A 14,738-nucleotide genomic window follows, 5' to 3' on the forward strand; every position below is an offset into this window, starting at 1 on the left:
AAAAAATCACAAATAAGCAAATTATTAATTTATTCGGATAAGATATGGTAACAATAAGTCTTTGTATGATCGTAAAAAATGAAGAAGATACATTAGCAAATTGCCTTAATTCTGTAAAGGAAATTGTTGATGAAATTTGTTGATACGGGTTCTAATGATCGAACGAAAGAAATAGCTTATTCATTTACTGATAAAGTCTATGACTTTGAGTGGATAAATGATTTTGCAGCACGAAATTTTGCCTTTTCTAAAGCCACAATGGATTATCAGTTGTGGTTAGATGCAGACGATATTATAATTGAAAAGGATAAAGCAGCATTTTTGGATTTAAAGAAGACACTTAGCCCAGAAATTGATATAGTTTTGATGAAATATAACTATGTCGTTGACAACAATAATAATCCGATATATTCTTTTCATAGAGAAAGATTACTAAAGAGACTTAATAATTATCAATGGAATGATCCTGTTCATGAATACATTGAATATCGTGACAATTACTTAATATCTGAAATTGCTGTAACACATAAAAAAATAGATGTCTTTTCAGATAGAAATTTAAAAATTTATGAAGAACAGCTTCGTAAAAAAATACCTTTTTCTTCAAGATCATTATACTATTATGCAAGAGAATTAAGAGATCACAACAAACATATAGAAGCAATTGAATACTTTAATAAATTTCTAGATACAAAACAAGGTGCCCCTGGTGATAATATAAATGCTTGTTTAGAAATTGGTAAAATTTATAAGGTATTAGGGGATAATGATAATGCCTTGAAATATTTTTTCCAAAGTTTTTCTTATGATATTCCCAGAGCAGAATCTTGCTGTGAAATAGCAGCTATTTATAAAGAAAATCAAGATTATCGAAAAGCCATTTATTTGTATGAACATATATTAACGTTGAAAATTCCTAATGATGCTAGTATAATTATGGTTGACTCTTGGAACTTTGTTCCTGCTATAGAGTTAGCAGTTTGTTATTACAATAATGGTGATATTGAAAAAGCTGTTTACTATAATGAAATGGCAGGGAAATTTAAAGATAAACATGAATCGGTTCTACATAATCGTGAATTTTTTAATAAGGAAAGATCTAAAGATTTTTTTTATAAAGAGTATAAACATTAAATATATTGAAAGTTTAAATCGTTATATTTATACTATAAAAAGGCGTTCGCCACAGCGAACGCCTTCTGGTTATAATTACTTAAAATATCAAAAAAAGTAACTATTTCTTTAGAGTCAATGTTTATAAAGCATTGACTCTTTTTTTATTTTAAAACCTAACTTTTTTAAGTTCCCACAAGGTTTTAATAAACGTATCTACATCTTGAGTGGTATTGTAAAATGCCAGCGAAGGACGAACAGTTGTTTCAACACCCATTCGTCGTAAAATTGGCTGTGCACAATGATGTCCGGTTCTTACGGCAACACCTTCTTTGTTAAGCGCTTGACCAACCTGGTCATTTGAATAACCTTGAAGATTAAAAGAAAGTACACTTGCTTTATCTTTTGCAGTTCCAATTAATCTTACGCCAGGAATTTCTTTTAAGAGGTTTGTGGCATATTCTAACAAATAATGTTCGTATTGCCCGATTGCGTCAATTCCTAATTTTGTCACATAATCAATAGCAGCTCCAAGACCAATTGCATCAGCGATATTTCCTGTTCCTGCTTCAAAACGATTGGGTGCTTTGTGGTATTTGATTTCCTCAAAAGTCACATCCTGAATCATATTTCCGCCAGCTTGATATGGTTGCATTTCGTTTAGTAAATCTTCTTTTCCGTATAATGCGCCAATTCCTGTTGGACCAAATAATTTATGTCCCGAAAAAACAAGCCAATCCGGATTTAAATCCTGAACATCCACTTTCATGTGAGAAACGGATTGTGCGCCGTCGATTAAAACTTTCGCTCCAGCGGAATGTGCCATTTCGACAATTTTTTTAGCAGGAGTTACAGTTCCTAATGCATTTGAAACTTGGGTAAAAGCAACCAAACGTGTTTTCGGATTCAGCAGTTTCGCATATTCATCAAGCAGAATCTGACCGTCGTCATCAACCGGAATCACTCTTAGTTTCAATCCTTTTTTATCAGCCAATCGTTTCCACGGAACAATATTCGCATGATGTTCCAGATTACTCACAATGATTTCGTCTCCAGCAACTAAATTCTGATCGCCCCAACTTTGTGCTACCAAATTAATTCCTTCAGTTGCGCCGCGAACAAATACAATTTCATTTACAGAACCTGCATTCAAAAAGGTTTTTACCTTTTCGCGTGCGTCTTCATAAGCGTCAGAAGCTCGTGCCGCTAATTCATGCGCTGCACGATGAATATTTGAATTTTCATGTTCGTAGAAATACGCAATACGATCAATTACCGATTGTGGCTTTTGAGTTGTTGCTGCATTATCAAACCAAACCAGAGGTTTTCCATTTACGGTTTCTCTTAGAATCGGGAAATCTTTTTTGATTAATTCTGCATTAAAATGAGAACCTGTAGCACCACTGATTTCTTTAGAACCAAAAGTACTTCCTACGATTGCATTTGGACTTTTTTTATCAAAAGCAAAAGGATTCTGATCTAAGAAATAATAGTTGTTTCCTAGTCCATTTCCATTTAATGGAGAAATGTCGCGTCTTTTAAATTGTGTATCAACTGTTGCTAAAGCCGTTTGTAATTCAATTTCAAAAGAAGAATTCTCCGTTTGAAATGGCAAATATTGGTTGTTCAACAATAATTGAGAGAAAAACGAGTCTTCGTTCAATTGTAGCGATTCTCCATTTTTTAAATTAGAATCATGAAAACCGGTATGCGGATTATTCATATTAACATTATAATCTTCCTGAACTCCTGATGTTGTAACGCCGCTTTGGGGATTAAATCCGGCTCCGGCATTTGGATATAAAGCCGAGGCTCCCGTATTGCTATAATTAGCAACAGTTGGAGTCGCTCCAAAACCGCTAAATGAATTTTGGGTTGGCTGAATATTCAACGGATCTTGTGCAGAAATCGGAATTGTATTACCTACATTTCCGGACTGCAATAACGTTTCTGCAATTTTAGTCGCACGAGGATGTTCACTTTTATCTGGAGTCAACGAAATTTCTTTCGGAAACTCATTGGGTAAAGTCCTGAACAGCTCGTTTGCTAAATTTTGCAAATCGTCAATGTTTGGTAAACCGTTGTTGTTAGTATTTGTACTCATGATACTTTCCTATTTCTACATCTTCAAGAACAGCGATGGCATCATCTACTAAAATTGCCAATGAGCAATATAGAGATACAAGGTAAGAAGCAATAGCTTTTTCATTTATTCCCATAAAACGAACCGATAATCCAGGAGATTGTTCCCCTTGTAATCCAGGTTGAATAAGCCCGATTACACCCTGACGGCTTTCGCCTGTTCTTAAAAGAATGATTTTTGATTTTCCTTTTACGATTGGCAATTTATCTGATGGGATTAGCGGAATTCCTCTCCATGTTAAAAACTGTGATCCAAATAAAGAAGTTGTTGGAGGCGGAACTCCACGACGTGTACACTCACGGCCAAAAGCAGCAATTGCCAAAGGATGTAACAAAAAGAAACCCGGTTCTTTCCAAACTTTAGTCAGTAATTCGTCTAAATCGTCTGGAGTTGGTGCACCAGTTCTTGTTTTTATAATTTGCGAAGGAGCAACGTTGCTCAACAAGCCATAATCTTTATTGTTTATTAATTCGCTTTCCTGACGTTCTTTGATGGTTTCAATTGCCAGACGAAGCTGTTCTGAAATTTGATTGTATGGTTTACTGTACAAATCAGAAACACGTGTATGAACTTCTACAATTGTTTGAACTGCAGCTAGATTGTATTCTCGTGGATTATCAATATAATCGACAAAAGTGTTTGGTAAAACTTTTTCGTCTCTTGTAGAACAATCTACTTCTATGTGACTTGCATCTTTTACTTTATTCAAACGAAATACACCAGATTCTACCGGTGTCCAATGCAAAAGATGCGTTAGCCAACGTGGAGATATGGTTCCAATTTGAGGAACTGTACGTGTTGCAATTGCTAATTGTCTTGCCGCTACATCGCCTAATGCGGTCTGTTGTTGTTTTGATTCAGCCATGATTTAATGCTTTAAAGGTTATTTTTTTGTTTTAAGATGTTAATAGGTTTCAAGTGACAAAGTCCTATTTTATGCTATAAGTAAATTTATGTTAAAAATAAAAGCGCTCAAAAATAAATGAGGTTTAATTTACTTTAAATAATTTATAAGTTATTGATAGTTAGAATTAAAGAGTCTTTACTTATTGTCTTTTTAAAAGTGCTCCACCAGGCATTACTTCCGTTTTTAATTTGAATTTACTGTATTCTACAACTCCGGTTTTATCTGCCCAATCAAAATAAGCAGCCGAAAGTTTGTTTACAATTCCGGGATTTTGCTGTGCCACATTTGTGGTTTCACCTCTGTCCGTTTCTATATTATAAAGTTCCCATTCGTAGGATGGATATGTCGATACTAATTTCCATTTACCATCTCTTACGGCTCTGTTTCCGGCTCTTTCCCAAAATAATGGTGCGCCTCTATCGACCTGCGAAACATTATTAAATAAAACAGGCAACAAACTGCTTCCAACCAAGGGGTTTGTCGTCACACCATTATATTCTTTTGGGTATTCAATTCCGGCCAATTCATAGAAAGTAGGAGCGAGGTCAATGATATGTCCGGTTCCTTTATCGATTCTGCCCGCTTTAATTTTAGAGGGAAACCAAGCAATAAAAGGAGAACTGAAGCCACCTTCGTGCATATTATTTTTATACTGCTGAAGGGGAGTATTTGATAAATAAGCCCAGTTTTGTTCTTGATAATCAAATGATCCCGAAGTTCCAACAGGTCCGTCATTTCGAACCAAACCACGATTTAGCGGATTATAAGTATTAAAACCTCCTTGCGCACCATTGTCTGAAATGAAAATAATCAATGTATTTTTGTCTTTTTTCAGCGCTTTTAATTTCTCCAAAACCTTCCCCACATTTTGATCCATGTTGTCGACCATTGCAGCGTAAACTTCCATTTTTGCTTTCCAGAATTGTTTTTCGTCATAAGTCAATTTACTCCATTCCGGCACTTCAGGATCTCTTGGCGCTATAGTTTGGTCAGCAGGTAAAATGCCGCTTGCTTTTAGTTTTTCAATTCTTTTTTCTCTTAAAACATCCCAGCCTTCATCAAATTTCCCTCTGTATTTGGCAATGTCAACAGGTTTTGCCTGCAAGGGCCAATGCGGAGCCGTAAATGCTAAATACAAAAAGAATGGTTTATTTTCTTTGTTTTGTTCGTCCAGGAAAGTCACTGCATTGTTTCCAATCTCATCTGTAAAATAATACGAATCATCTTTTGGATGCAGTTCTTCATTGTTTCTGATTAGTTTTACCGGATAAGGTGTTTTTCCGAAAGGCAAAGGTTTAGTGTCAAAATAGTTTGCAGCTCCTTTTAAAATGCCATAAAATTTATCAAAACCTCTCTGATTCGGCCATTGCGCCTGATCTTCAGACCCAACATGCCATTTTCCCGAAAGCAAAGTGCTGTAACCACCAGAACGAAAAACTTCACCTAAGGTCAATGATTCTTTATTTAAATATCCCTGATAGGCTGGCAATCCCAGATTTACATCAAAAAATCCCATTCCGGCTTTGTGTTGATATTGTCCTGTTAACAAAGACCCTCTTGTAGGCGCACAGATCGAATTATTGTAAAATTCGCGTAAGCGCAAACCTTCCTGAGCCAATTTATCCAGATTAGGAGTTTTGATTTCCGAGCCATAATTCCCTAAATCAGAATAACCCATATCATCCACCATAATTAAAACAATGTTGGGTTTTGTTTGATTTTGCGAATGAATTGTAAAGCTTAAGGCTAATAAAAGGTTGAATGTAATAAGTGTTTTTTTCATTATGATTGATATTTTAATTTGTCGAAATCATTGCGTTTCAAGGGATTAAAATCCCTTGCTACAAAATTTATCATTTCTCCGGAATTTTATAAAGAGTTCCGGAGGAACGGATTATATTGTAGGGATGGATTTTAATCCGTCCTTCGTTCAGGATGACAAAGATTATAGATATGATTATTTACCAAACAGCAAAAAGGCAATAATCAGCGTGATAATTACATTGAATAATTGTGCGATCAAAAAGGCGTATAAAGGTTTTCGGCTGTTGTTACTCAATAAATCTTTAAAATTGGTTTCTAAACCTATGCTCGTAAAAGCTAAAGCAAACCAAATTCCCTGAATATTCTTTAAACTGTCTTTTACTTCATCTCTAACTTCTGGCGTAAGTAGAAAAGAGAAAATTAATGAAGCAGCGATAAATCCAAGTACAAATTTTGGAAAACGTTCCCAAATCACACCGAGAGTTGGTTTTGATTCAACAGCTTCTACCGATTTATTATGGGTATAAGTCCAATAAACGGAAATGGCAAAAGCGGCTAATCCTAACAATACATTTTGAGAGAATTTTACAATGGTACTAATTTTCAATGCTGTTTCGCCAACCAAAGTTCCAGATGCGACAACTGCGCCCGAAGTATCAATACTTCCGCCCAACCAGGCTCCGGTAACTTCTTCTGGAAAGTTGAAATATTTAGCAATTATGGGCATTAAAGTCATCATGGGAATTGCGGTTACCAAGACAATCGAAATAACATACGATAGTTTTTTAGAATCTCCTTTAATTGCTCCAGATGTTGCGATTGCTGCAGAAACTCCACAGATAGAAACAGCGCTGGAAATCATCATTGTCAATTCGTCGTCGACTTTTAGTTTTTTGCACAACCAAAAAGCAAAATACCAAACGGATAAAACCACAATCAAAGCCTGAAATAATCCCAAAGAACCAGCTTTTAGAATGTCTGAAAAAATAACACTGGTTCCCAATAAAACCAATCCGATTTTTACAAATACTTCTGTGGAAAGTGCTGAGCGAAACCACTGAGGAAGTTTGAAAAAATTACCAATTGCCAAACCGATAATCAAACTAAAAATTACGGCTTCGAGATTGAGCCCTTTTATGGTTGTGTTTCCTGCAATAATTAAAGCAAGAATTGTTAGTATATAGATTATAGGGAAAACGAACAGGAAGTTTTTAACCGATTTTCCAACTAAAAAAGCACCGATTGTTCCAATAGAAATGAAATATATAAATTGTAATAGAATGATTTTTAGATTTATGGAATCAAAGACATCATTACGTAAATCTGTTCCGGTTGACCATTTGAATATGGGGATTTCAGGAAGAAAAATAAAAAGAGAAATTCCGATTATGATAAAACCCAGAATAACGACTGTCCAATCTTCGTGAAGGGTAAATTGTTTTGTTTGGGTCGACATTTTTATGTTTATTAGTTTGTTTTCCTGCAAGGTTTTCAAAACCTTGCAGGAGATTAAATCAATGATTTTAAATTGTTATTTTGAAGCTAAAGCCACATCAACATCATTTTTCAAGTCACCTAAGCCATCTTTTTTAAATACTATTTTTCCTTTTTTATACAAAATTAAAGTGGGGAAAACCTTCACTGTTTTTAAATCAGCGATTACTTGCGGATTATCTTCCAAATCAATTTCTACGATTTTTAAATTATCTCCATATTGTGCCTTGATGGTTTCTAAAACTGGTTTTACTTTTTTGCAGGCGCCACAATATTTAGAACCAATATCAACCAGAACATCATTATTTTCAGAAATGATTTTTTTGTATTCGGCTAAAGTTAATTTACTTTTCGAATTGGCAAAAAATGGTTTCCCGCCACCAATCCAATTGGCAATTCCACCTTCTAAAGTATATGCTTCTGAAAAACCGATTTTCAGTAATTCTTTTTCAAGCTGTACACTTCTTCCTGCTCCAATCGAATAGATAAATACTGGTTTTGACTGATCTAATTTAGCAATTTGTTTGTTGTAATCGGCTGATTGTGAGTTAAAATTTATAGACCCAATGATATGGTTTAAAGCAAATTCTTCGGGACCTCTGGCATCAATTACCTGCGGATTTTTTTGACTCTGAATTTTCGTGTAAAAAACCTCAAGCGAAACGGTGTTTGATTTTTCATTTTGAGCAAAACCAATTATAGATAAAAACAGTATTAACATTGTAATACTGTTTTTGATTGTTTTATTTTTCTTCATGATTTTTAAGATTGAGCCTGTTCGTAATAAACCGGACTTGGTGTAACATTCTCTGATCTTGCTTTTATTGGCAATGATAATACACCTTCGGCAAGTGGACTTCCTTCTTTTTTAGATTTGAATATTGGCCATAAAAACTGAGCATACCATTCTTCTTGTTTGTATGATTTAGTGCCGTATGATTTCGGGAATTTGCGGGTGATTAACCCGGTTCCGAAGATAACATCCCAAAGGAAAAACATGTTTCCGAAGTTGCCTTTAAAGTGCCCAACACCGTCACCACTTGTATCAGCATGGTGTGCGTGATGCGTTGCAGGAGTTGAAATTAGGCGTTCTAAAACCCACGCAATAGGATGCAAAACTTTGTATTTGTAAAACGGTTTGTCCCAAGCAATACTTGAGTGCGCTCCCAAAGTGATAAAACTTTTAATTACTAAAACAAATAATGCCGGTAATCCTAAACCTAAATACGTTAAAGTTGCTGTTAAGTAAATTTGCGAAAAGAATACTGTATAAATAAAGTTTTGTCTTGAAGCCATTGCCATTCCCATGTATGGAGCCGAGTGATGTGTTCTATGAAAACGCCATAAAAACGGTACCTGATGATGTAAACGGTGGTACCAGTATTGCGTTAAATCATCAGCAATTGCGATAAGGAAAAAACCTCCCCAAAACGGAACCCATGAAAGCGTGTTAGCCAAATTTGGGATTAAATATGGTAAAGCTGTTAAGCTGAAAAAAGCAATTACCGGTGGTAAAAGCAATTTTGGAGCAAGGAAACAAATGATATCTACTTTGCGTTCCTGACCGGTCCATTGATCATCATATAAACCTGCGCCAAATTCGATAATACCCAAAACCAACATAAAAACGGTTAATCCCCAAGTTCTGATGTGTTCGAATGCGGGTTTCGAAAATTCTAAAAATGATGGTAATGTAATATGCGATTCTGCTACAACACCATTTGTTAGTTTAAAATAAAGGAAAATTGCCACTACAGGCAAACTGTAAATAAAAAGACTGATAATTAGATCTCTTGTAAGTTTTTCTCTTTGAACTATTGCCATGATTTCTTATTTTAAAAATTGATTAATTAATGCTAAACCTCCCGCTAATATGACTAGCGGAACTAAAAAAACGGTCGCTCCCACGATGATTTTTTTCCCTATAATTTCATAGTCTACTCTTTTCATCTTAATGTATATTATATGGTTGTATGTTTTTTAAAACTCTTTGAATTATTTTAAGTCGTAAATTTAAAAATAAAACTATTAATTCTATAAAATTAGTAGAGTTTAATTTAATATTATTGTAGAATTTTGTTACAATAGTTTACAGTTTTTATTTTTGAATTTAAGATCCGGGCTATTAAGAACACTTTTGGCGCTTGTATAATAGCCCGAAAACTTTTATTTATTTTTCTTGTGAACACGTTGTTTTTAAAATGTGCTGCCAATCTTGAAGGTTGAAAACTTTATTAGTTAGAACTTCCTGCACTTCCTGGTTTTGTTACTTGTTTTATCAAATCCTGAAGCGTTTTTCCTTTGTCGGCTCCGGTATTGTGTATTCTTCTGTTGTATACATCTTGCCAGTCGATAAGCGGATAAACATTGTTTTCTTTGGCTTGCTCATCAAATACTTTTTTAAGTTCTGCTAATTTTTCAGGATATTTTTTTGCCAGATTATTGCGTTCGTTAAAGTCTTCGTTTAGATTATATAGTTCCCAAACATCTGTATCAAAATTACTTTCAACAGGTTTTTCATTTTTACCCAATGCTTTTTTTACAGCAAATGCATCCGGTAAATGTGCAGCTCCGGCTTTCCAGCCATCTTTATAAATCGCTCTGTTTCCAAAAATATAGTAGTATTGAACTTTGTGTAAAGATTCCGCTTTAGCGTCATTCAATGAAGCGTATAATGACGAACCCTGAATAATATCCTGTTTCACATTTTTGATATATTCCGGCGCTTTAATTCCTGCAATATCCAAAGTTGTAGGCAATAAATCTGTTACATGGCTGTATTGATTTCTAATTCCGCCTTTTTCTTTAATTCCTTTTGGATAAAAAACAATCAGCGGGTTGTGTGTTCCTCCTTCAGATTGAGCGTCTTGTTTCCAGTTTTTAAAAGGTACGTTTGTTGCCTGTGCCCATCCTAAAGGATAATTGGTATTAAGACCTTTTGGGGTTCCAATTTCGTCGATATTTGCTAAGTTTTTCTTCAGGTTTTCATCGTCAGAAGTTCCTTGAGAAAACAAACTTTGATTAATTGTTCCTTCAGTAGTTCCTTCTTTACTGGCACCGTTGTCTCCAATGGCTACAAAAATTACGGTATTATCCAATTGATTTGTTTCTTTTAGATAATTCACAACTCTTCCCACTTCGTAATCTGTATAGGTCAGGAATCCTGCGTAAACTTCCATAAAACGTGCATATACTTTCTTTTGGTCCGGAGTCAGTTTTTTCCAATCTGTGATTAATGGATTACGTTCCGGTAAAACAGCATTGGCTGGAATTACACCTAATTTCTTTTGGTTTGCAATTACTTTTTCGCGGTAAGCATCCCAACCTTCATCAAATTTTCCTTTGTATGGATCGCTCCATTTTGTAGCTACCTGATGTGGTGCATGCGCTGCTCCTGGTGCATAGTACAAAAAGAATGGTTTTCCAGGCGCTGCTTTTTGCTGTCTTTGAATGTAACTAATCGCTTTGTCTGTAATAAGTTCACTTAAATGTCTTCCATCTGGTTTTATATGTACCTGATCTTCTACTAAATCAGGATTGTATTGATCTGTTTGTGATCCTAAGAAACCATAGAAATGATCAAATCCTTTTCCGGTTGGCCATCTGTCAAACGGTCCTGCATCTGTAGCATCTTCGTCTGGAGTTACGCCATATTTACCAACTGCAAAGGTGTTATAACCATTATCACGCAAAATCTCTGCAATTGTTCCTTTATCTGATGGAATTTTTCCGTCCCAACCAGGAAAACCTGCAGATAAAATAGTATGCGAAAATCCGCTTACATGTACTCTTCCTGAATTTCTTCCGGTTAATAATGCAGCTCGGGTAGGAGCACAAATAGCGGTGGTATGAAAATTAGTATAACGTAAACCATTGTTGGATAAAGCGTCAAAAGTTGGTGTTTCGATCAAACCTCCAAAAGCACTTGAAGCGCCAAATCCTACATCATCCAACAGAATCCAGACAACATTTGGTGCGCCGGCCGGAGCTTTTACCGGCTCTGGCCAATACTCTTTAGAATCGGCTAATGTTTTACCGATTACACCTTTAAATTCTTCTTGCTTTTCTTGTGCAAAACCAAATTGTGCAACAAGTAATGCAGTAATCAAAAGCCCTTTATTAGCGCTTTTGATTTTACCATTGTATTTGAAATTTTTCATAATTATTATTTTTTTATTATCATTAGTTATAGAATTTCTGCAATAAATATTAGATTAAACTTGTTTACTTAACTGTATGTTATTTTATCTTATTCCAATCTTCGACACCTACTTTTGCTGACCATTGCTGATGTAATTCAATCAGCGATTGTAGCAATTTTGGTTCTAATTTTGCCAGATTTTTTGTTTCTGTTCGGTCTGTAGCAAGATTGTATAATTCCCAAGGCTGATTGTTTTCGGCTACCGCTTTCCACTGGCCTTTTCGTATTGCTTTACTGCCTTCATGTTCCCAAAACAAAGCTTCATGTGCATTAGATTGTTGTCCTTCAAATTCCTTTTTTAAGCTAATACCTTCTAAGGGTGTTAGCTTTTTTCCTTGAAAAGAATCGGGATATTGAAACCCGGCATACTCCAGAAAAGTTGGAAAAATATCAATCAAATGACTTACTCTGTTACTTACTGTTCCTGCCTTAATATGCTTGGGATAATAAGCAATAAAAGGGGAAGCAATACCGCCTTCGTGGGTGTTCTTTTTGAATAATTGAAAAGGCGTGTTGCTCACATTTCCCCACGGACTTTCGTAACTATCAATCGAAGCAACTGAACCTGGTGTTCCATTTTTTTGTGTAACATAATTCCAGTTTTTCACATCATCAGCACTTCCTCCATTATCCGAAAGAAAAAGAATAAGCGTATTATCTTCTTCCCCCAAAGATTTTACTTTCTGCAGGATTTCTCCAATTCCGGCATCCATTCGGTCGATCATTGCGGCGTAAATTGCCATTCGGGTATCCCATTTGTCTTTTTCTTCAGTACTTAGTTTTTCCCAATCCGGTACTTTTTCAAAACGATTTGATAGGTCCCAATTTTTATCAATGATGTTTTGTTCTTTTAATTTTTTAAAACGGCTTGCTCTCAATTTATCCCAGCCTTCTAAGTATTTGCCTTTGTATTTTACAATATCTTCCGGTAATGCCTGAATGGGCCAATGTGGAGCATTATAAGCAAAATATAGAAAAAAAGGATGTTGCTGATTGCGCTGTTTTTCTAAAGAACTAAGAGCAAAATTGGTAATTTCCTGAGTCAGATAAGACGAAGTATCCGTGCGAATAATTTCTTTATCTCCTTTCAAAAAAGTAATTTTTCTACCGTCGTTATACAAAGGTTCCGAGTTGAAATAACTGCTTCCATTGTTTTGTAAAGTAAAAGAATCATCAAACCCTCTATTAACCGCCAAAGCTGATGGTACTAAACCAACGTGCCATTTTCCGGAAACAATAGTATTGTATCCTGCCTGTTTGAGTGCTTGCGCAATTGTGATACAATGGTCGTTTAAATATCCCTGATAGGCTGGAAATCCCTTGTCCTGAACCATATCGCCAACGCCTGCCTGATGCGGATACAAACCCGTGAGCAATGAAGCCCGAGAAGGACAGCAACGCCCTGCATTATAAAACTGCTTTAGAATAAGCCCGTTTTTAGCGAGCTTATCTAAGTTTGGCGTTTTAATTTCTGAACCAAAAGCACCAATATCTGAGAAACCTAAATCATCCGCCAAAATGACGATAATGTTAGGTTGTTTTTTCTGTGCAAATAGCTGAGATTGTACAACAACCAGTAGGGCAATAATGAGCAGTTTTTTAATCATTTTATTTACTTGTATGTAAGCTTTTTATTAATAGCCAGGATTCTGCGGTAAGCCGTCCGGGTTAATGTTTCTTTCGCTTTGCGGAATTGGATACAGATTGTTTCTTTCTGAAACCGAATTCTTAGCGGTTACTTTTTTTACCTCGGTAACAAGAGTTCCCCAACGTACTAAGTCAAACCAGCGTTGTCCTTCCTGAACAAACTCTTTTTTGCGTTCTTCCTGAATGGCAGCTCTGAAAGTTGTTTGCGTTAATCCTACTAAATCTATTGTTGGATCTGGGGTATTGATTGGTTTTGCAAAAGCTCTTCTTCTTACCTGATTGATCAATTCATAAGCTTCCGGTGTTGGTGCTCCCTGCTCATTTATCGCTTCCGCTAAAGACAATAAAATATCAGCATAGCGAATTAGAGGAAAGTTAATTGCCACATTTCCTGGAGTAGCGAGATTGGTTAAGTCTAAGTATTTCTTGAAGATCGGTTTCGGAAAAGTATAAAGCGTTCCAGTCGTTGGGTTAAGTAATTGTTTAGCATAACTTACATCTCTTCTTGTATCTCCTGCGGCATATATATCGTAGAATAAAGCAACATCAGAGATTATATCTGCTGGTTCTGTAGCTGTAAATCCTGTAAAAGATGTCCCTTGAAAAGTACTTCCGCTAGATCCGTTTCCGGCTTGATTTGGCTCAAACTGAACAGAGAAAATATGTTCTTTTCCATTCTTTTTTGTTTTAGTGAAGATGTCCTGAAAATTTTCAAAAAGAGCATAACCATAACCTCCATTAATAACTTCACGAGCCTTCAGAATTGCATTTGGCCAATCTTTTCTAGTCAGATATACTTTGGCTAAAATAGCTTTTGCAGCTCCTGAAGTGGCACGTCCGGCATCAGTTGCAGGATAGGTAGCAGGCAGGTTTTCGGCATCTTTCAAATCAGAAATTATTTGTGCGTAAACTTCGTCTACAGTGGCTCTTTTTGTTTTTAAACTTTCTAATTGAATAGAAGTTGGCTCGTGCAAAACAATTGGAACTCCTCCCCAAAGACGAACAGCTTGGAAGTATAATAATGCCCTGATGAATTTTGATTCATTAATCAATCTTGTTTTTATAACATCGTTTCCGGTTACTTTAGGAACGTTATCGATTGAGACATTGGCTCTGTTTATACCGTTGTAAATTTGGCGCCAAGCAACCTGAACACGATCATTAGTCGCATCATGTGTCAAACTGCTCATTGCTCTTACCTGAGGATTCGTTGCCGAAACTCCCGCTGCTGCATAATCAGATCCCATATCGGTAAGGAAATATAGATTTCGTCCAAATAAACTTTGCTCTCCCGGATCTAAACTCAGCGAAGCATAAACAGCATTTACACTTGCAATTGCGTCATCCTGCGTGTTGAAGAATTTATCTTCGGTTACAAAAGAGGTTGGTGTTACCTCCAGATCAGTGCACGATCCAAATAAACCGGCACTTAGTATGATTGTTATTATAATCTTTTTCATTGTGTATAT

The 14,738-nt window shown here is 35.7% G+C and carries 10 protein-coding genes; 1 reads left to right on the plus strand and 9 read right to left on the minus strand.

What is annotated here, in order from left to right; all coding sequences use genetic code 11:
• Nucleotides 1-129 precede the first annotated feature (129 nt).
• Nucleotides 130-1,134, plus strand: a complete 1,005-nt coding sequence (locus LPB88_RS17790) for a glycosyltransferase (RefSeq protein WP_230716989.1) — start codon at nucleotides 130-132, stop codon at nucleotides 1,132-1,134.
• Nucleotides 1,135-1,282: 148 nt separating this feature from the next.
• Here the strand turns inward: LPB88_RS17790 and LPB88_RS17795 are convergent, their stop codons facing one another.
• The 9 genes from LPB88_RS17795 to LPB88_RS17835 form a co-directional block, all read right to left on the minus strand.
• Complete coding sequence (locus LPB88_RS17795) at nucleotides 1,283-3,217, minus strand: family 2A encapsulin nanocompartment cargo protein cysteine desulfurase (RefSeq protein ID WP_230716990.1); 1,935 nt, start codon at nucleotides 3,215-3,217, stop codon at nucleotides 1,283-1,285.
• Nucleotides 3,201-4,121, minus strand: coding sequence for a family 2A encapsulin nanocompartment shell protein (locus LPB88_RS17800; protein WP_230716991.1), 921 nt, complete (start codon nucleotides 4,119-4,121; stop codon nucleotides 3,201-3,203). The genes LPB88_RS17795 and LPB88_RS17800 overlap by 17 nt, the downstream gene beginning before the upstream one ends.
• Nucleotides 4,122-4,302: 181 nt before the next feature.
• The gene (locus LPB88_RS17805) at nucleotides 4,303-5,946 is read right to left on the minus strand and encodes an arylsulfatase (protein WP_230716992.1); all 1,644 of its coding nucleotides are present in this window, start codon (nucleotides 5,944-5,946) and stop codon (nucleotides 4,303-4,305) included.
• Between the two features lie 174 nt (nucleotides 5,947-6,120).
• Nucleotides 6,121-7,383, minus strand: a complete 1,263-nt coding sequence (locus LPB88_RS17810) for a YeiH family protein (protein ID WP_230716993.1) — start codon at nucleotides 7,381-7,383, stop codon at nucleotides 6,121-6,123.
• Nucleotides 7,384-7,458: 75 nt separating this feature from the next.
• Complete coding sequence (locus LPB88_RS17815) at nucleotides 7,459-8,178, minus strand: thioredoxin domain-containing protein (protein ID WP_230716994.1); 720 nt, start codon at nucleotides 8,176-8,178, stop codon at nucleotides 7,459-7,461.
• Between the two features lie 5 nt (nucleotides 8,179-8,183).
• Nucleotides 8,184-9,245 carry a sterol desaturase family protein gene (locus LPB88_RS17820; RefSeq protein ID WP_230716995.1) on the minus strand — a complete coding sequence of 354 codons (1,062 nt, stop codon included), beginning with the start codon at nucleotides 9,243-9,245 and terminating at the stop codon, nucleotides 8,184-8,186.
• A gap of 410 nt (nucleotides 9,246-9,655) precedes the next feature.
• Nucleotides 9,656-11,581 carry an arylsulfatase gene (locus tag LPB88_RS17825; RefSeq protein ID WP_230716996.1) on the minus strand — a complete coding sequence of 642 codons (1,926 nt, stop codon included), beginning with the start codon at nucleotides 11,579-11,581 and terminating at the stop codon, nucleotides 9,656-9,658.
• A 79-nt stretch (nucleotides 11,582-11,660) separates the two neighbouring features.
• Nucleotides 11,661-13,229, minus strand: a complete 1,569-nt coding sequence (locus tag LPB88_RS17830) for an arylsulfatase (protein WP_230716997.1) — start codon at nucleotides 13,227-13,229, stop codon at nucleotides 11,661-11,663.
• Nucleotides 13,230-13,256: 27 nt separating this feature from the next.
• Nucleotides 13,257-14,729, minus strand: coding sequence for a RagB/SusD family nutrient uptake outer membrane protein (locus tag LPB88_RS17835; RefSeq protein WP_230716998.1), 1,473 nt, complete (start codon nucleotides 14,727-14,729; stop codon nucleotides 13,257-13,259).
• Nucleotides 14,730-14,738: the final 9 nt, after the last annotated feature.

This window comes from Flavobacterium sp. JAS (genome assembly GCF_020991455.1).
GTDB lineage: Bacteria > Bacteroidota > Bacteroidia > Flavobacteriales > Flavobacteriaceae > Flavobacterium.